At 67.6% G+C, this 18,639-nt stretch carries 16 protein-coding genes; 7 read left to right on the top strand and 9 right to left on the bottom strand.

The window, feature by feature from the left end; genetic code table 11:
- Both ACFVIV_RS16310 and ACFVIV_RS16315 read left to right on the top strand, forming a co-directional pair.
- A complete protein-coding gene (locus ACFVIV_RS16310) occupies positions 1–2,217 on the top strand; it encodes an AAA family ATPase (RefSeq protein WP_379196933.1) in 2,217 nt (738 codons plus the stop codon).
- A 142-nt stretch (positions 2,218–2,359) separates the two neighbouring features.
- Positions 2,360–3,712, top strand: a complete 1,353-nt coding sequence (locus tag ACFVIV_RS16315) for a hypothetical protein (RefSeq protein WP_379196935.1) — start codon at positions 2,360–2,362, stop codon at positions 3,710–3,712.
- Positions 3,713–3,718: 6 nt separating this feature from the next.
- Here ACFVIV_RS16315 and ACFVIV_RS16320 read toward each other — a convergent pair whose 3' ends face one another.
- The 5 genes from ACFVIV_RS16320 to ACFVIV_RS16340 all read right to left on the bottom strand — a co-directional run bounded on the left by ACFVIV_RS16320 (position 3,719) and on the right by ACFVIV_RS16340 (position 8,155).
- Positions 3,719–5,014, bottom strand: a complete 1,296-nt coding sequence (locus ACFVIV_RS16320; RefSeq protein WP_379196937.1) for a DUF5933 domain-containing protein — start codon at positions 5,012–5,014, stop codon at positions 3,719–3,721.
- A gap of 235 nt (positions 5,015–5,249) precedes the next feature.
- Positions 5,250–6,377 (bottom strand): glutamate--cysteine ligase, encoded by a 1,128-nt coding sequence (locus ACFVIV_RS16325; protein WP_379196939.1) that lies wholly within the window; start codon positions 6,375–6,377, stop codon positions 5,250–5,252.
- A 31-nt stretch (positions 6,378–6,408) separates the two neighbouring features.
- Complete coding sequence (locus ACFVIV_RS16330) at positions 6,409–7,122, bottom strand: superoxide dismutase family protein (protein WP_379196941.1); 714 nt, start codon at positions 7,120–7,122, stop codon at positions 6,409–6,411.
- A 117-nt stretch (positions 7,123–7,239) separates the two neighbouring features.
- The gene (locus tag ACFVIV_RS16335) at positions 7,240–7,803 is read right to left on the bottom strand and encodes a LytR C-terminal domain-containing protein (protein WP_379196943.1); all 564 of its coding nucleotides are present in this window, start codon (positions 7,801–7,803) and stop codon (positions 7,240–7,242) included.
- Between the two features lie 28 nt (positions 7,804–7,831).
- Positions 7,832–8,155, bottom strand: coding sequence for a DUF3263 domain-containing protein (locus ACFVIV_RS16340; protein WP_379196945.1), 324 nt, complete (start codon positions 8,153–8,155; stop codon positions 7,832–7,834).
- 183 nt (positions 8,156–8,338) lie between these two features.
- On the opposite strand from ACFVIV_RS16340, the gene ACFVIV_RS16345 reads away from it, so the two are divergent.
- From ACFVIV_RS16345 to ACFVIV_RS16355, 3 genes are read left to right on the top strand one after another with little or no spacing between them, the layout of a single operon-like run.
- Complete coding sequence (locus tag ACFVIV_RS16345) at positions 8,339–8,929, top strand: peptide deformylase (RefSeq protein ID WP_379196947.1); 591 nt, start codon at positions 8,339–8,341, stop codon at positions 8,927–8,929.
- Between the two features lie 40 nt (positions 8,930–8,969).
- A complete protein-coding gene (locus ACFVIV_RS16350) occupies positions 8,970–9,926 on the top strand; it encodes a GNAT family N-acetyltransferase (protein ID WP_379196949.1) in 957 nt (318 codons plus the stop codon).
- A gap of 32 nt (positions 9,927–9,958) precedes the next feature.
- Positions 9,959–10,774, top strand: a complete 816-nt coding sequence (locus tag ACFVIV_RS16355) for an exodeoxyribonuclease III (RefSeq protein WP_379196951.1) — start codon at positions 9,959–9,961, stop codon at positions 10,772–10,774.
- 15 nt (positions 10,775–10,789) lie between these two features.
- Here ACFVIV_RS16355 and ACFVIV_RS16360 read toward each other — a convergent pair whose 3' ends face one another.
- The 4 genes from ACFVIV_RS16360 to ACFVIV_RS16375 all read right to left on the bottom strand — a co-directional run bounded on the left by ACFVIV_RS16360 (position 10,790) and on the right by ACFVIV_RS16375 (position 16,575).
- Positions 10,790–11,428: a hypothetical protein gene (locus ACFVIV_RS16360; RefSeq protein WP_379196953.1), complete on the bottom strand. Its 639-nt coding sequence runs from the start codon at positions 11,426–11,428 to the stop codon at positions 10,790–10,792.
- Positions 11,429–11,550: 122 nt separating this feature from the next.
- Positions 11,551–13,377: an acyl-CoA dehydrogenase gene (locus ACFVIV_RS16365; protein WP_379196955.1), complete on the bottom strand. Its 1,827-nt coding sequence runs from the start codon at positions 13,375–13,377 to the stop codon at positions 11,551–11,553.
- 226 nt (positions 13,378–13,603) lie between these two features.
- Positions 13,604–14,557 carry an oxygenase MpaB family protein gene (locus ACFVIV_RS16370; RefSeq protein WP_379196957.1) on the bottom strand — a complete coding sequence of 318 codons (954 nt, stop codon included), beginning with the start codon at positions 14,555–14,557 and terminating at the stop codon, positions 13,604–13,606.
- A gap of 77 nt (positions 14,558–14,634) precedes the next feature.
- Positions 14,635–16,575 (bottom strand): acyl-CoA dehydrogenase family protein, encoded by a 1,941-nt coding sequence (locus ACFVIV_RS16375; RefSeq protein WP_379196959.1) that lies wholly within the window; start codon positions 16,573–16,575, stop codon positions 14,635–14,637.
- A gap of 146 nt (positions 16,576–16,721) precedes the next feature.
- On the opposite strand from ACFVIV_RS16375, the gene ACFVIV_RS16380 reads away from it, so the two are divergent.
- On the top strand, positions 16,722–17,348 hold the full coding sequence (locus tag ACFVIV_RS16380; RefSeq protein WP_379196961.1) for a TetR/AcrR family transcriptional regulator: 627 nt from the start codon (positions 16,722–16,724) through the stop codon (positions 17,346–17,348).
- A gap of 92 nt (positions 17,349–17,440) precedes the next feature.
- A complete protein-coding gene (locus ACFVIV_RS16385; RefSeq protein ID WP_379196963.1) occupies positions 17,441–18,637 on the top strand; it encodes a homogentisate 1,2-dioxygenase in 1,197 nt (398 codons plus the stop codon).
- Positions 18,638–18,639 lie beyond the last annotated feature (2 nt).

The following is an 18,639-nucleotide window of genomic DNA, read 5'->3' on the forward strand; positions in this document are numbered from 1 at the left end:
GTGCCTGAACTCGCGCTGACAGCTCGCCTCAATACGTCGGCCGCCGATGCCCGCAGAGGGCTGGTGCGGTTGCATCCGGAGGCGCTGACGGCGCTCGGGCTGCGGGAGTGGGATGGGATCGCGCTCATCGGGGCGCGGCGGACCGCCGCGGTGGTGGCCGTCGCTCCGCTGGGCACACCGGCCGGGGTGGCCCTGCTCGACGATGTGACACTGTCCAATGCCGGGGTGCGGGAGAACGCCGGCGTGGTGGTCATGCCCGCGACCGTCTATGGGGCCCGCCAGATTTCGGTGACCGGATCCGCCCTGGCCACCGGCACGATCCCGGAGACCACCCTGCGGCAGGCCCTGCTGGGCAAGGTCGTCACGGTCGGCGACACGGTCTCGCTGCTACCGCGGGATCTAGGCCCCGGAACCAGTACTTCGGCTGCCACGCAGGCGCTTTCGAAGACCTTCGGCATTGCCTGGACGGCGGAGCTGCTCACCGTCACCGCCACCGATCCGACTCCGGGCCCGGTGAGCGTGCAGCCCAATAGCGCCGTGGTGTGGGGACCGGGCATCGCCGCCACCGACAGCCCACGCCTGCTCATGGGAGATACGGCGGCGCAGGCGCCGGACCGGCTGGACCGGCCGTCGGCACCCGCCCCCATGTCGGCCGTGGCGGTGGCCGATCTGGCGGGTGTGCAAGCGCAGGCCGCGAAACTCACCGAATGGCTGAACCTGGCCCTGGACGAGCCGGAGTTGTTGAAAACCCTTGGCGCGCCCTCACATCTGGGCGTGCTCGTCACCGGCCCCGCGGGCGTCGGCAAGGCCACGCTGGCGCGGGCGGTGATCGGCTCCCGGCGCATGGTCGAGCTGGACGGGCCGTCGGTCGGCGCCGCCGAGAGCGGCTCCCGCCTGCGCGAAGTCGGAATGGCGGTCTCCGAGATCTGTTCGGGAGCAGGCGGAATCCTGCTCATCACCGATATCGACGCCCTGCTGCCCGCGGACGCCGAGCCGGTCGCCACGCTGATCCTCGATCAGCTGCGCGCCGCCGTGGCGGCGCCGGCGGTCGCGGTCCTGGCCACCACCGCCCACCCCGCCGCGGTGGACGCCCGGCTCCGCGCTCCCGATCTGTGCGATCGCGAAGTGTCGCTGCCGCTGCCCACGGCCGGTGTCCGGGCCGCGCTGCTGGAGCAGCTCTTGCGCAAGGCCCCCGTGGACGGCCTGAAGCTCGACGAGATAGCCGCACGCACACCCGGATTCGTGGTCTCCGATCTGGCCGCCCTGGTGCGCGAGGCGGCGCTGCGAGCGGCGTCGCGGGCCAGCCGGGAGCAGACCGAACCCATGCTCACCCAGCCCGACCTGGTGGGAGCACTGGAGGTGATCCGCCCGCTGTCCCGTTCCGGCTCGGAGGAGCTGGCCATAGGCAGCCTGAGCCTGGACGACGTCGGCGATATGAAGGAGACCAAGCAGGCCCTGACCGAGGCCGTGCTGTGGCCGCTGCGCCATCCGGATTCGTTCGCCCGTCTGGGCATCGACCCGCCTCGCGGCGTCCTGCTCTACGGCCCACCCGGCTGCGGCAAGACCTTCTTGGTGCGAGCCCTCGCCGGCACCGGCCAACTGAGCGTGCACGCCGTGAAGGGCGCCGAGCTCATGGACAAATGGGTGGGCTCCTCGGAACGCGCTGTACGCGAACTCTTTCAGCGAGCCCGGGACTCCGCCCCCTCGCTGATCTTTCTGGACGAAATCGATGCGCTCGCTCCCCGTCGCGGCCAATCCAGCGATTCCGGCGTGAGCGACCGAGTAGTGGCGGCGCTGCTCACCGAGCTGGATGGAGTCGAACCGCTACGGGACGTCGTCGTGGTCGGCGCTACCAATCGGCCCGATCTGATCGATCCGGCGCTGACTCGACCGGGACGCCTCGAGCGCCTGGTCTTCGTTCCGCCGCCGGATGCGGCGGCCCGCGCCGAAATCCTGCGGACCGCCGCCAAATCCGTGCCGCTGGCCAAGAGCGTGAATCTCCGGAAGCTGGCCGCGGAGCTGGATGGCTACTCCGCGGCCGACTGCGCTGCCCTCCTACGCGAAGCCGCCCTGGCAGCAATGCGGCGCGATGTGGACGCGGCTACCGTCACGGCCCAGGACATGGCAGCCGCACGCGCGACGGTGCGCGCGTCGCTGGACCCCCTCCAGGTCGAATCCCTTCGGCTGTACGCCGCCCAGCGCGCCGCCTCGAACTGACCGATCCCGTCACCCGGGTCTGCGAACCCACCCGACCAGCATTTTCAGACCAGTAAGTCTGTTTGCTGAATCGGGTTAGCAAACCTCACAACTCAGGCGAGTCGGACCGACCAGTCCGGGTTTGGGCGGTAGTTTCACCCAGGTGAGGGCGTATCAGGTAGCCATCGAGACCGTGACAGCGCTGGTCGCAACCACGGTTGCTGGGCTCTCGCTGGCGCTGCCGATCAACTTCGGCTGGACTTCGCAGTCATCGGCCCTGCAGCTGGACCTGCTCGCCTACAGCCTCCCGCGAGCAGTGGGCGCCGGGGTCTTGACCGCAATGATCATCGCGGTCCTCATCACCACCCTGGGCAGCATCGTCGCGGCGTGGGGCACGGCCCTGGTCGGGCTCCTGGTTCTCACCGCCAACCACGTCTTCGGCCAGACCGCGGAACCCCAAGCCGCCCTGACGACAATGAACTTCATCGATTCGCTGGCCGGCGGCGTAGTGCTCGGCGCGCTCGGCGCGGCGGTCCTGCACCACAAGCTCCCGGCCTTCGGCTGGACCCTGGGCGTGCTGATCAGCATCCTGCTGGGCTCGGTGAACCCGCTGCCGCACATCGGCGGCCTGCTGAGCCAGGATGTTTCGGACCAGTTGGGCGAATCCGATATGCCACCCCTCTGGATGATCGAACTGGCCCTGGTGCTGGTGATCATCGGCACCCTGGCCAACCGTCACCGCCGCCCGGCCGAACGCCCGTCCATCGAACTCCCCCTCGCCCCGATCCTGGCCGGGGTCGTCCTGGTACTGGTCACCCTGGCCAGCGCGGAATGGCTGGCGCGCCACGGCGACAGCCTCGCGGGCATCGGCCTGGCGGTGGTCAGCACCGTGGCCACGGGCATCATCGCCGCCATGCTCCTCCCGGGCCGCGACGGCGAGCTGGTCCTGATCGCGGTGGCCATCAGCGCCGTCGGATCCTCGGCCCTGGCGGCGGAGGTCCCGGCCTGGTCGATCCCCATCGCGGTAGCGGTCGCGGTCCTCGGCATGTGGTACGGCAGCCGCCGCGGCGCGCCGATCGCCTGCCTGCTCCTGCTCCTGGTGCTCGGCCTGTTCACCGCCGCGACCGCGAACACCGACCGCGCGATCCTGATCATGGGCGGTACGGCCGCCCTGGTCTGGCTGACCGGCTACGGTCTCTACTCCGCCGCTCCCCGCTACGTACCCAACCGAATCCTGGGCAGCATGGTGCTGTTCATCCCCTCGGCCACACTCGGCCTGCGCGACTATGTCGCCCGCGGGCACTACGCCATCCAGGACACCACGCAAGCCGCCGTGTGCACCGTGACCGCCCAGGATGCCTCCGCGCCCGCGTGGACCGCGGTGCTGATCACCATCGGCTGTATCGCGGGCCTGCAGGTACTCCGCAGCTGCCGTCCACCGGCGAGCCCGGCCACCGCATCGCCGGATCGTCCCGGCGACACCGAATCCAACGGCGGCACAGTACAAGAGCCGTAGCCGGCCTCAGGCCCGCGCGGTCTCCTCGATGCGCACCGGTTCCCGATCGGCGGCGAACCAGGTGCGGTAGAAGGCCGTGATGTAGGCCGTCAGCAGCGTAATGATGACGAGCGCCGCCGGAACCGGGTATTCGGCGTACGCCACCGACAGATAGCGGTAGGACAGCAGCAGCGCCGCCAGCAGCGCGGCCCCGGCCGCGACGAGCCGAATGCGCACCCGATCCCATCCGCGCTCCGGTTCCCGCAGCGCCGATTCGATGGCCAGCAGCACCACCACGCCGGCCACCAGGTCCGCGCCGTAGTGGTAGCCGAATCCGAGCGTCGCCGCCAGGGTGGCAATGAGCCAGAAAGTCCCGCCCCACCGCAGCCACCGCGGCGCGGGCGCGCCGGAGGCGTCCCGGCGCGAGTGCACGAAGATCGACAGCGCCCACGCGGTGTGCAGCGACGGCATGCAGTTGCGCGGCGCGAAATCGCCGAACGGCAGCGCGCCGGGCGTGAAGTCGATGGGCGGCACCACATGCGGCCAGTAGTCGCCGACCTGGAACCCGAGCCCGGCGGACCCGTAGGCGAACATGGGCCCGACCACGGGGAAGATCACGTAGAAGATGGGCCCGATCAGCCCGACCACCAGGAAGGTCCGCACCAGATAGTGGCTCGGCCAGGCGCCGGTCTTCACTACATTGCGCAGCTGCCAGATGGTCACGATCATGGCGCCCACGGGTAGCTCGATGTAGACCCAGTGCAGCACGTGATAGAGCACCGGACCGAAGAACTCGACGACCTGCCCCATCAGCCAGGAGGGATCACCGAGCGCGTGATCGACCAGCACCAGATGCTCGTCGAGCACCTGCGGTCCGGCGAGCACGGTGACGAACAGCCAGACCTCGGCCACCTTGCTGGACAGCACGAGCAGAATGCCCAGGGCCGCGGCATGCAGCGCATTGCCGCGCTCCTTGTCCCGCCACCGCCACGCCGCGATGATCACGATGCCGGTCAGCACGATGACGGGACCATTGCCCAGCGCCAGCGGCCCGCCCAGCAGGGTCCGCACCACCTGGTACGCGATATCGATGCCCGCCGCCGCGCCCACGGCGATGAACCGCCGCCGCCAGCTCAATCCGATGAGCGCGAGCCCGAGCCCGGCCCACGGCACGGTCACCGATCGCGGTGTTCCCGTGTAATCGAGCCAGAGGCTCTCGACCGGTCCCAGGAATCCATTGCGGGAAGCGACTATCTGAAGGGCTATGAGCAGCACCGGAACCGCGGCCAGCACGGCGGTGATCCGAATGCGCCTCGACGGCATCCGACCCCCGCGTGCCCCACCGCTGAGTTCGGAACGCGGACCGTCGAGCAACACCCAGCCATAGTAAACGTCATGTGAACGCAACCCCCGCAGCCAGGCAAACACGGGGTCGGCACCCAGATGAACAGGTCCCGGTCAGGGCATTGTCATTGCTGGCCAGGGCATACGGCGTACGCGTCCGGCCGTAGTCAAGATCACACCCTGGAAATGGCGGCGGGACGGCGCCGGCGGCGGTCTATTGATCGAGTTCCTTGACCAGGGAGTCGACCACCGCGACCAGATCCCCTTGGGCGGCCGCGGCGACCTTGCGCTGCCGCTGATAGCTCGCGCCCTTCTTCGGAATCTCCGCGACCAGCGCCAGCTCGGCCTCGCAGCCCAGGCTCTTGGCGGTCGGCTCGAGCCGGTTCAGCAGATCGTCGAGGTCGTCGGTGACCAGCCGCTCATTGCTGTCGGCGTCGGTGATGATGATGGCGTCCAGGCCGTAGCGGGCGGCGCGCCATTTGTTCTCCTGGACGTGCCAGGGCGGAATCGAGGGCATGGTCTCGCCCGCCTCCACGCGCCGGTCCAGGTCGACGATCAGGCAGTGGATCAGGGCCACCAGGGCCGATAGCTCGGTGCGGGTGGGCGTTCCGTCGCAGACGCGGACCTCGATGGTGCCCCATTTGGGCGCGGGCCGGATGTCCCAGTGCATGCCGCCGAGCTGTTCGAACACACCGGTTTTCATCTGGTCGTGCGCGAAAGCCTCGAACTGCGACCAGTTTTCGAATTGGAACGGCAGTCCGGCGGTGGGCAGCTGCTGGAACATGAGCGCGCGGTTACTGGCGTATCCGGTGTCGACCCCGGCCCACATGGGCGAGGACGCCGAGAGCGCCAGCAGGTGCGGATACGACAGCAGCAGCGTGTTCAGGATCGGGAAGACCTTCTCCGGATGCGAAATCCCCACGTGCACATGCACGCCCCAGATGAGCATCTGCCGCCCCCACCACTGGGTGCGTTCGATCAATTCGTCGTAGTGCGCACTGCGCGTGAGCTGCTGGGTGGACCACTGCGCGAACGGGTGCGTGCCGGCGCAGAACAGGTCGACCCCGAGCGGGTCGGCGGCGCGGCGCACCAGGTCCATGGTCCCGTGCAGTTCGTCCACCACTTCGCCGACGGTGTCGTGCTTGCCGGAGACGATCTCCACGGTATTGCGCAGCAATTCCTTGGTGATCTGCGGTGTCCCGTCCCAGGCGCGCAGGTCCCCGCAGGCCTCGAAAACCGCTGCGGCCGTGTTGGACAGGTCGCGCGTGTGCTTGTCGACGAGCGCGACTTCCCATTCCACGCCGAGCGTGGGCCGGGGCGAACTATTGAAGGGTACCTTCATATTGCCTGCCCCGGCCATGGTTCACCTCGGGTTATGCGACGACGCCGCAGGCCACCCGCGCGCCCGCGTCGCCGGTCGCCTTGGTGTCGGCGTCCGGCCCGGTGGCGCCGCCGGGCTGGGTGTAGCGGCTGGGGATATTGCCGAAGTTGTCCGCACCCGCGTGGATCATCAGGGCCTTGCCCTTGATGTCGTCCAGGGTGACCTTGTCGGTGGTGGTGGTCAGCTTGGCGGTGCCGTCGGAGCGGACCTCGAGGGAAGTCAGGTCGCCGCTGGCCGGATGGGCGCTCTGATCGCCCACCTGCAGGTGGCCGCCCGCGGAGAGGAAGTCGCCGGGCGCGCCGCCGCTGGGGGCGGTGGAGTTGGGCTCGCACTTGCCGAACTGGTGGAAGTGCAGGCCGTGGAAGCCGGGGGTGAGGCCGTGGGCCTCGATGGAGATCTCCAGGTGGTCGCCGACCTTGCCGATGGTGGCGGTGCCGACGGTCTCGCCGTTGGAGTTCTTCAGCGTCGCGCTGGTGGATTCGGTGGGCGGGTTCTGCATACCGCCGCCACCGCCGCCGCCATGGCCGCCGCCGTGTCCGGTCTCCAGGCCGGCCGGTGCGGGCGAGCTGGTGAACACCGGCGGGGTCGTCCCCTTGACGTCACTCGATTCCTGGCTGTTGGTGCAGCCGGCGAGGCCGAGGACCGCGACCGCAAGCACCGGGGTCACAGTCCGCCAGGACGGGCGACGAGTTGTGGACGGGGCCATCGGGGAACTCCTTTACGAGTACCGAGTTTACGGGTACGACTAGGGGCACATGGTTGGTACCGGACAAGATGATGCCAGAGGCAGCACCTCGTCTCGTGCAGGGGCTGTCCGAGTTGTTCAGTTACCGGTGACGATGACGATGACGCCGGCGGGCGAGTCCGCGATTCCGGGGAAACGCGGTTCCGCGCTGACGCCCAGCTCTTCCGCGATGGCCAGGGCCGCCGCCTTCTCGCTTGCCGAACTGCCGTAGTACACAGTTGTTTTGGGGATCACACCGGCGGCGTAGTTGCCGGTTTCGGCAATGGTCCAGCCGCTGGCGCTGAGCTCACCGGCGGTCTTGGCCGCCAGGCCCGCGACGGTGCTGTTGTTGTAAACCCTTACGGGGACCGATTTGTCGGCTTGGGCCGCAGCCGTGGTGGTGGGCGGCGCGGTGCTGACCGGCGGGGTCGTGGTGACCGGCGGCGTGACGACGACCGGCGGCAATGATGATGAAAGTCCCGGCGCCAGAGTGACACCCGGCACAGTGCTGCTCACGGCGGCGGTATCGGTCTCGGCGCCCTCGGAATCCGAACTCGACAGCGACATGGTGCCGATGCCGGCGAACACGATGGCCAGGGCGATCAGCACCATGGCCAGGGCCCGCAGCGGCGGGCCACCGGACGGCGAATTCGGGTTGCTCACAGCGCCGAGCCTAGTAGTTGAACGCTGCTCACACCTGGAACCCGAGACGGCGTGCGGCTCTGGTCTTCTGCCGGCTGGCGCGCAGCCGGCGCAGCCGCTTCACCAGCATGGGGTCGGCGGCCAGGGCTTCGGGCTTGTCGACGACGGCATTGAGGACCTGGTAGTAGCGGGTGGGCGACAGGTCGAACAGCTCCCGGATGGCTTCTTCCTTGGCGCCGGCGTACTTCCACCATTTGCGCTCGAAGTCCAGAATGTCGAGTTCCCGCCGGGAAAGTCCGTGCGCGCCATCCTCGTCGGGGGCGGCTGGGTTTTCCTCGCTTGCGGAAATGTTCCGTGCCGCTGCGCTGTCCATAGTGCTCCCTCGCCGAGTGGTCACCAGACGAATATGGTGCTTGTGCGTCGCCGATCATTCAACCACGCGGCGGAGACTTCCGAATGTGTACCTCTCGGCGTGTTTCTGTGATCGACACCCGGCGTGTCGCGTCTCGCTCGGGCAGCGAGCCGGGTCCGGCAACCACCCAGTAGGCTCTTCGACATGGCTATTCTCCCGATCGTCATCGTCGGCGACCCGGTTCTGCACAATCCGACCGAGAAGGTCACGCAGACACCCGAGGAACTGGCCGAGCTGATCGCGGACATGTACGAAACCCTCGACAAGGCCAATGGTGTGGGCCTGGCCGCCAATCAGGTCGGCGTGCCGCTGCGCCTGTTCGTCTACGACTGCCCCGACGAGGGCCCGGACGGCACCATGGTGCGCCGCCGCGGCGCGGTCATCAATCCGGTGCTGGAGACCTCGCAGCTCCCGGAGACCATGCCGGATCCGGACGACGACGAGGAGGGCTGCCTGTCGGTGCCCGGCGAGCAGTTCCCCACCGGCCGCGCCGACTGGGCCAAGGTCACCGGCACCGATGAGCAGGGAAATCCGGTCGAGATCGAGGGCGAGGGCTTCTTCGCCCGCATGCTCCAGCACGAGGTCGGGCATCTGGACGGCTTCCTGTACGTGGATGTGCTGATCGGGCGCAATGCCCGCGCCGCCAAGAAGGCCATCAAGCGCAACGGCTGGGGTCGGCCCGGGCTGAGCTGGGTGCCGGGCACGGTGCCGGATCCCTTCGGGCACGACGACTGAACCGAGCCGGACCGACGCCAGATTGGATGCTGCCCGCGGCATGCCGCCCAACCCCGCAGACTTCCCGCCACTCGGCCGCCGGGTGGTGGTGCGCTATCGCCTGCCCGAGGGGTATCCGCAGCCGCTCACCGATGTGATCGGCGAACTCGTGGACACCGATCCGCTCACGGTGCGCACGGCGGACGGCCAGGTGGTGTCGGTCGCCCTGGATCGGGTGCTGGCGTGGAAGGAGCTCGGCCCCCGGCCGATTCGCACCAGCGAGATCCGCGCCCTGGAGGCCGCGGCCGCCGACGCCTGGCCGGGCCTGCAGCGCTCCTGGATCGACGGCTGGCTGCTGCGCGCCGGCAACGGCTACACCAATCGCGCGAATTCCGCGGTGCCGCTGGGTGGTTCGGACGGTCCGGCGCTGGCCTCCGGGGAAACGCTGCACCGCATCGGCGAGTGGTACACCGCGCACGGCCTGCCACTGCGCCTCATGCTGCCCGACCGCCTGGCCCCCATTCCCGGCGGCTGGCAGACCTGGAGCGAAACCCTGGTTCTCGCAGTCGATCTCGAGAACGTGACGCTGCCGCAGGGCCCGCCCATGGTGCGTTTCGCCGACACCCCCGACGGTGGCTGGCTGTCGGTGCACCGGCATCGCGGCGGCGACTCGGATGTGGCGCCCATGCCGGACGTGGAGGTCCTCACCGCCGTGCGCGACGGCGAAGTCGCCTTCGCCGCACTGGGATTGCCCACTCCCCTGGCCGTCGGCCGGGTCGCGGTCACCACGGCCCCCGACGGCCGCATCTGGGCGGGCCTGACCTGTGTCGCGGTCACCTCCGGCCATCGCCGCCGCGGCCTGGGCACACTGGTCTGCGCGGAAATGCTGCGCTGGGGGCAAGCGCGCGGCGCGACCCACGCCTACGTCCAAGTGGAGGACGGCAATGAGGCGGCCCTGGCGTTGTACCGGGAGATGGGCTTCGTGGACCATCACCGATACCGCTACGCGGCCCCGTAGTCATCGACATCAATAGTCCCGAAAGGTTTACCGTGCGGCTCGCGACCTGGAACGTGAATTCGATTCGCTCCCGGCTGGATCGGGTGATCTCCTGGCTGGACCGATCCGATATCGACGTGCTGGCCATGCAGGAAACCAAGTGCAAGGACGAGCAGTTCCCCTTCGAAGCCTTCGAAGCCGCCGGCTACGAGGTCGCCCACGTCGGCCACAGCCAGTGGAACGGCGTGGCCATCGCCTCACGCGTGGGCCTGGAGAACGTCGACGTCGCCTTCCCCCACCAGCCCGGCTTCGACAAGGACGCCGGTGCGGCACTGCTGAGCACCCCCGTCGTGGAGGCACGGGCCTTGGGCGCGACCTGCGGCGGCGTGCGGGTGTGGAGCCTGTATGTGCCCAATGGCCGCGCGCTGGATGATCCGCACTACACCTACAAGCTGGAATGGCTTGCCGCCCTGCGCAATGCGGGCAGCGAATGGCTGACCGCGGATCCGCACGCGCAGATCGCACTGGTGGGCGACTGGAACATCGCACCCACCGACGTGGACGTGTGGTCCCCGGAATTCTTCAAGGGCAAGACACACACCTCCGACAAGGAGCGCGCCGCCTTCGATTTCATCAATGCGGCGGGATTCTCCGATGTGATGCGGCCGTTCCATCCCGGCCCGGGCGTCTACACCTACTGGGACTACACCCAGCTGCGCTTCCCGCGTAAGGAAGGCATGCGCATCGATTTCATTCTCGGCTCCCCCGCCCTCGCGGCCCGCGTCACCGATGCGAACGTGGACCGGGAGGAGCGAAAGGGCAAGGGCGCCAGCGATCATGCGCCCGTCGTCGCGGAGCTCGCCGACTGATCCCCCGCCTGCCCGTCAAACGGGCCTGGTTTTTATGGCGTCGCGCGATATGAACACGTCGTATGTCCCCGGCGTGGCGATGACCGCATTGCCGTAGGCCGAGCGCACGAACGGTTTGGTGAACCAGGTTTCCTTCTTCATATCGTCGAAGAACTCCCCGTCCCCGCCATTGAGGAAGATGTGGTTCTGGGTGGTGGCTACGCCGTCCAGCCGCTGGCCGTAAATCCTGGTGATCTTGTAGCCGGAGTTGAAGCCGAGCGCGTTCACCCATGGTTCCAGTTCGACGATATTGGCCTGCAACACCCACATATCGCCCTGGATCTGATACTTCAGATGCTGTTCGTCGTGCTCCTTGTCCCCGAACAGGGTGAGCTCCACATCCATCATGTGCTCTTGTCCCGCAACGGGAGTCGCCACGATATGCGCCGCCTTCACCTCCCCGGTGAGTCCGAGGAAGGTCTGCAACAGCGTGGTGACCCAGAGGATCACGACCGCCACCAGAATCAGCGAGATAGCGCCCGCGCCGCGCCCGGCGAGCACCTTGAATCCCACCTTGCGCGCTTTGAAGATCGCGGTCACCAGCAGTGCCACCGCCGCGACGGCCAGCACCACCAATAAGACCTGGATCCAGCCGAAAGTCACCGGGAAGACCATGCGGTAGTTGTACCCGCAACTGCCGACACAACACAGCAGGTCAACCCCGAAAAGCGCGTGTCCCCCCGGACGTGCCGCAACACGCCGGGCGGGACACGCGCTGAAGTCGTGTCAGTTCCGCGTCAGAACGCGGCCTCCTCCAGCTTCATGATGTCGTTGTCGATGTTCTCCACCACGGCGCGCACACCGGTGATGAGCGGCAACTTGTTCTTGGCGAACCACGAGGCCACCGCGACCTTGCCGGTGTAGAAGTTCTTGTCCTTCTCCGCCGCGCCCGCGTCCAGCGCATTCTGGGCGATGACGGCCTGCTCCAGCAGTCGCCAGGAGATGACGAGATCGCCCACGGCGTACAGGAATCGAACCGACCCCAGCCCGACCTTGTAGATCTCCTCCGCATTCTGCTGCGCGGCCATCAGGTACCCGGTGAGCGCGGCGGCCATGGCCTGCACATCGGCCAGGGCGGTGCCGAGCAGCCCCCGCTCCACCTTGAAGGCGTCCGGACCGCTCTCCACGAAGGTGTTGATGAGCCCGGCGACATGCCCGAGCGCCACGCCCTTGTCGCGAATGATCTTGCGGAAGAAGAAGTCCTGCGCCTGGATGGCGGTGGTGCCCTCGTACAGCGAGTCGATCTTGCAGTCGCGGATGTACTGCTCGATCGGGTAGTCCTGCAGGTAGCCCGAACCACCCAGGGTCTGTAGCGATTCGGTCAGGTTCTCGTACGCGCGATCCGAGCCGCAGCCCTTGACGATCGGCAGCAGCAGATCGTTGACCCGCTCGGCCAGCTCGGCGTCCACCCCGAAGTTGGCCGCGGCCACATCGGCGTTCTGGTAGGCCGCGCAGTACATGTACAGCGCGCGCAGACCTTCCGAGTACGCCTTCTGCTGCGCCAGCGAGCGGCGCACGTCCGGGTGGTGGGTGATGGTGACGCGCGGGGCGGTCTTGTCGGTCATCTGGGTCAGGTCCGCGCCCTGCACGCGCTGCTTGGCGTATTCCAGGGCGTTCAGGTAGCCGGTGGACAGCGCGCCGGCGGCCTTGGTGCCCACCATCATTCGCGCGTTCTCGATGACCCGGAACATCTGCGCGATGCCATTGTGCACCTCGCCGACCAGGTAGCCGATGGCCGGCTTCTCGCCGCCGAAGGTGATCTCACAGGTGGGCGAGGACTTGATGCCCATCTTGTGCTCGACGCCGGTCACGTAGGCGCCGTTGCGCTCGCCGATGGCCATGGTCTCGGGATCGAACAGGTACTTCGGCACGGCGAACAGCGACAGGCCCTTGGTGCCCGGTCCCGCGCCCTCGGGGCGGGCCAGCACCAGGTGGATGATGTTGTCGGCGGTGTCGCCGACATCGCCGCCGGAGATGAAGCGCTTCACGCCGTCGATGTGCCAGTCGCCATTGGGCTGCTGGGTGGCCTTGGTGCGGCCCATGCCGACATCGGAGCCGGCGTCGGGCTCGGTGAGCACCATGGTGCCGCCCCAGCGGTTCTCCCAGGCGTGCGCGGCCCAGCGCTTCTGCTCGTCGGTGCCCTGCTCGAAGAGCACCTTGTGCATGAGCGGGCCCATATTGAAGAAGGAGGCCGAGTTGTTGGCGGCCACGATCATTTCCTGGATGGCCCAGATGAGGGCGTTGGGGGCGGAGACGCCGCCCATTTCCTCGGGCATGCCGAGGCCGGAGTAGCCGGCCTCGTTGACCGCGGCGACGGTCTTCTTCAGCAGCGGCGGGACGCTGATGCTGTGGGTGGCCGGGTCGAATTCCACGGGGGTGCGGTCGCCTTCGATGAACGAGGCGGCGATCGGTCCCTCGGCGAGGCGCAGCGCCTCGGTGAGCATGTCACGTGCGGTCTCGGAGTCGAGATCGCCGTAGGCGCCCTGATCGAGCAGCGCGTCGATTCCCAGTACTTCGAACAAGTTGAACTCGATGTCACGCAGGTTCGCCTTGTAATGGGACACGGACTGGCCTCCTAGCCGAAGTTGTGGTGATCAAACTGAAGGCTGCCGTACGCTTGTCCGGCTACGCAACCGTAGGCGGAAGTGCCCCCGGTCACGCGCAGGGTTTATGTGCCCTCGCAGCGCAAACAGCGGAATTCCGAGTGCAGGGGCACAACTCTCGTGGCTCTCGGGGGCTTCGCCCCCGAACCCCCAACGACGGGAGCGGGGGGCGGGCCCAGCCTCTTTCTCAGGCGCTGGGTCGGGCGGCGCGGCCGTAGCGTTCGCGGGCCTGTTGGGGCGTGACCGTCACCGGGTTGTCCGGGATTCCGGCGTCGAGGTGTTCGCGCAGGAGGCGGCCGGTCATGGGGCCGATGGCGTTTCGGGCTACGAGGGCCAGGCGGCGGTCGCTTTTCATGGTGGCCATGGCGATTCGCATGGCGGGGCGGTAGGCGGCGTCGAGGAGGGCGGGTTGGTCGAAGCCGCCGGTTTCGCGCATCCATTTGGGGAGGGTGGCGATGGCGGCGGGGGCGACGAGGCGGCTGCCGGCCCAGAGGCGGGGGCCCTTCTCCCTGGGGGTGAACAGGAGGTAGTGCATGCCGCGGTGGGCGCGCTCGGAGGAGGAGAGTTTGGGGCGCATCCGGGCGAAGTATTCGCGGACTTCGGTGCGGGAGGTGGGGACGTCGGCGGGTTTGCAGGTCTGGAGTTCGGCGGCGATGACGCATTCGGCCCAGTACTGCTTCTCCTCGGCGGGGGTCAGCGGGCCCGGGCCGTACATTTCGTAGCACTTGAGGACCGAGTGCCAGCCGGTGACGTGGATCCACAGCTGGGAGTCGGGGTTGTTGGCGCTGTAGCGCTTTCCGCTGATCGGCTCGATGCCGGTGGCCTTGGCGTGCACCTGCATCAGGTGCTCGGACGCCTCGATGGCCATGCGGCTGTCGGCGACGGCCGCGATGAGGAAGTAGGCGAAGGTGTGGTCGAGCCGGCCGCGCGGATCGGTGTAGATCCCGCCGACGTCGGCGACGGCGGCGGTGAGCGCGGGATCGAAGTGCTCGAGGACCACCGCGCGCTGGAAGCCGATGAGTGCGGTGGGTGAGGTCCAGACCTTCCAGGTGGGCGAGTCCGGCCCGAAGAAGCCGTAGTCGATCTGGCGGATGGTGCGTGCGGGTGCGTCGAACTGGGGACGCGCGGACGCGGTCGTCATCGGGCTGCTCCTTTGCAGTGTCGATGGCATAGGTGTTTCGTACGGTTTCACCTATTCATTCACGAATGTAGCATTTGTCAGTCATTCATGGCGTAAGCCCCGGCCAGGCCCCTGACCTGCGTCAACACGCGTTCGAAGCGAGCCGCGTCGGCGACCGGACGGCGGATCAGATCGAGCGCGCGGGTCTGCTGCGCCTTGGAGGCGGACGGCTTGCCGTGCAGGGTGACCGCGTGGCTGGAGACCTCGCGGACGAACAGGTCGAAGATCTGGTCCAGCACCGGGGCATCGACGCCCTCGATCTCGGCTTGTTCGAGGATGAGCTGGGCGAAGGGGATCACCGTGAACAGTTCGCCGATGCCGAAGAGGAAGTCGACATCGCGCTGCTGCTCGGCGGTCGGGGTGGCGACGGCGAGCAACGTTTGCAGTGCCTGCGCCTGCTCCAGGAAGACCGCCACATTCGGGATGTGCGCGAACCGCTCGAATACCGGCCGCCAATCCTCGAAGCGAATCCGCCCGAGGCCACTGCTGGGACCTTGGCGGAACAGGAATTCGTCATCGGCGCTGTCGCGGCGCACCGGCACCGGAGCGTATGCGGCACTGGCGAATTCACTCTTCAGCTTGGGCACTGCCCGGCTGGCGGGTTTGGCGGCGCGGCGGCTGGTCCAGCTCAGCGCGTCGGAGACGGCGCGCACGGCCGGCTTCGGTGCGACACCCGCGCCGGGCAGGTAGCGCAGCGCGGCCAATCCGGCGTAGGACGGATGGAACATGTAGTTGGGCATGAACTTCAGCGACAGCGCCATGTTCACGTGCACCGTGCCCTCCAGGCGCGGCAGGCCGAACATGGGCGGCAGCGCCATGGCGAAGTAGGTGTCGTTCTCGAATCCGCGCGCGGCGATCACATCGGCGAGGTCCTCGAACAGCTGCTGGCCGTTGCGGGTGACCGACATCTTCTCGATGGCGTTGAAAAGCAGGTAGCGCCGGTCGTTTTCGTCGGCCGAGCGCATGTAGTCGATGGCCCGCTCGCTGTAGAGCTTCATGGCCAGCAGTCGCGCATAGCAGTCCACCAGCAGCGATTTCACCTGCGGGAACTCGGTCACGCGGTGCCCGAACAGCTTTCGATTCTCGGCGTGGGTGACCGATTCGTACATGGCGTGCTCGCAGGCGCCGATGGCGCCGAAGCCGAGGTTGAACTTGCCGACGTTCACGGTATTCATGGCGGCGTCGAAGGCGGCGCGACCGGTGTGCAGGATATCGGCGGCCGCGACCGGATAATTGTCGAGATCGAAAGCGGCGACGTACATCTGGGAGTCGATGACGTTCTTGCGCAGCTTGTAGTTCTTGTGCCGGGAGTCGGCGGCGAAGAACAGGTAGCCGGAGTACTCCTCCTCGGCCATCTTCCGCAGGAAGTCGGAGCTGTCGATGATCGGCTTGTCGGCGCGGCGGCCGAAGACCGAGACCATGGCGGCCGCATTGCCATTGCCGATGTAGTACTTGCCGCCGGTGGCGATGAAGCCGCCGCGTGCCCCACCTCTGGCTTGTGATGAATTCGGTTCGAGAACCATGTCGGTGGAGTAGACGTCCGCGCCGTGCGCCTGCTCGGAGAGACCGAAGGCGAAGATCTCGCCGGAATCCAGCAGCGCCGCCGCCCGCGCCTTGGCCTCGGCATTGGGGCTCTGCCAGATCGGGCCCAACCCGAGAATGGTGACCTGCCATACGTACCAGTACTGCATCCCATAAAAGCCCAGGATCTTGCTCATCATGGCGATGCGCGCGGTGTCCCAGCGCTTGTTCGGATCGCCATTGGCCTCGGCCGCCGGTGTCAGGAAGGTGGCGAAGACCCGCTCGCTCTTCACGAAGTCGAGGAATTCCGAGTACCAGATCCGGTCGCGGGCATCGGCCAGCAGGCGTTGCTTGCCGCGGGATTCGAACCAGTTGACGGTGGCGCGCAGCAGGCGACGGGTCTCGGCGTCGAACTCGGCGAATTCACAGGTCTTCGGATTGAAGAGGGTCTCGGTCATCTCGTCTTCCTCGGGCCGGGCGGGCAGTGCGCCGGAGCATTTCCTTCGTGAATGTAGCATTTTTGTTCGCGAATGTAGGAAATGATCTTGCAACCGCCCCGGACCTGCTGTTCCGGCTTCCGTCCGCGCTGCTATCGTCGGTGCCCATGGCTTCCGATTCGGCTGTACGACCCCGCCAGCGCGCGCGGCACCTCGGGCCGGAACGCCGCCGTCCGCAGGTGCTCGACACCGCGCTCACCATTGCCGCCGAGGACGGGATCGCCGCGGTCACCATCGCGGCCGTCGCGGATCGGATGAAGGTGACGCGGCCGGTCGTGTACGCCTGCTTCGCCGATCGGGTGGAGCTCATCGATGCGCTGATCCAGCGCGAAGAGGCCTTCATGATCACCGGGATTCTGGAGGCGCTGCCGCGGCGGCGGGTCGAGGCCGATGAGGCGGTCTTCGTGGAGGGCTTCCGCGCACTGCTGCACACCGCCACCGCGCGCCCGGACTCGTGGCGGCTGCTGTACGGGAATCCCGATCCCGCCGTGGCGAAGTCGTTCGGGCGGGGGCGCGAACTGGCGGTGGAACGCTGCACCCGTCGCCTGCGCCCGACCCTGCGCGCCTGGGGCACCGAGGATGCCGAGCGCAAACTGCCGGTTCTGGTCGAACTGTGGGTTTCGGCGGGCGAGGGCGCGGTCCGCACGCTGCTCAACGATCCGGGCGACTGGACCCCCGACACCCTGGGCGAATTCGTGGGCGCGGCGGTGTATCGGGCGCTGCGGCACGCCTGACGTGCGATCTGCTCAGCAAAACCGCCGTCTTCTCGGCAACTTGATGATTACCATGGGCCCCGGGACCATCCTTATCCCGCGAGAGGCCTGCGATGACGTTTTATCGACAAGTTGGGTCCGTGCCACCAAAGCGGCATACCCAGCACCGCAATGAGCAAGGACAGCTCTACTACGAGGAGCTGATGGGAGAAGAGGGGTTCTCGGGGGACTCCTCGCTGCTGTATCACCGCGCACTGCCGCCCGCCATCGTGGATTCCTCGGTGTGGGTGCTGCCGGAACAGCGGCTGTATCCGAATCATCCACTGCGGCACCGGCATTTGAAGCTGCACGAGCTGTTCCTGGGCGACAAGCCCACCGAGAGCGACGTGGTGAACGGGCGGCGGCTGCTGCTCGGCAATGCCGATGTGCGCATCTCCTATGTGGCGGCGCTGCAGGCATCGCCCTTGTACCGCAATGCCATCGGCGACGAGCTGGTGTACATCGAATCCGGCAGCGGCATGGTGGAAACGGTCTTCGGCGCCCTCGGTGTGCGACAGGGCCATCAGGTGCTGCTGCCGCGCGCCACCACCCACCGCTGGATTCCGGACGGCCCGGAACCGTTGCGCGCCTACATCATCGAGGGCTCGGGGCATATCACCCCGCCCAAGCGCTACCTGTCCAAGTACGGGCAGCTGCTGGAGCACGCGCCCTACTGCGAGCGCGATCTGCACGGCCCCGCCGAGCCGCTGCTGGCCGAGGGCGAGCAGGTGGAGGTGCTGGTCAAGCATCGCCCCGCCGGTGAGATCGTCGGCACCAGCATGGTTTACGCCACGCACCCCTTCGACGTGGTCGGCTGGGACGGCTGCCTGTACCCGTTCGCCTTCGATATCGCCGATTTCGAGCCGATCACCGGGCGCGTGCACCAGCCGCCGCCGGTGCATCAGGCCTTCGAGGGCCAGAACTTCGTGATCTGCAATTTCGTGCCGCGCAAGGTGGACTATCACCCGCTGTCGATCCCGGTGCCCTACTACCACTCCAATGTGGATTCCGACGAGATCATGTTCTATTGCGGCGGAAACTATGAGGCGCGCAAGGGATCCGGCATCGGGCAGGGTTCGGTGTCGGTGCACCCGGGCGGGTACGCGCACGGCCCGCAGCCGGGGGCCTATGAGCGCAGTATCGGTATCGAATTCTTCGACGAACTGGCGGTCATGGTTGATACGTTCCATCCGTTGCAGCTCGGCGAGGGCGCGCTGGCCTGTGAGGATCCCGGTTATGCGTGGACCTGGTCGGGGCAGGGGCCCGAGTAGTG

Origin of the sequence: Nocardia sp. NPDC127526, assembly GCF_042672265.1 — a bacterium.
Lineage (GTDB): Bacteria > Actinomycetota > Actinomycetes > Mycobacteriales > Mycobacteriaceae > Nocardia.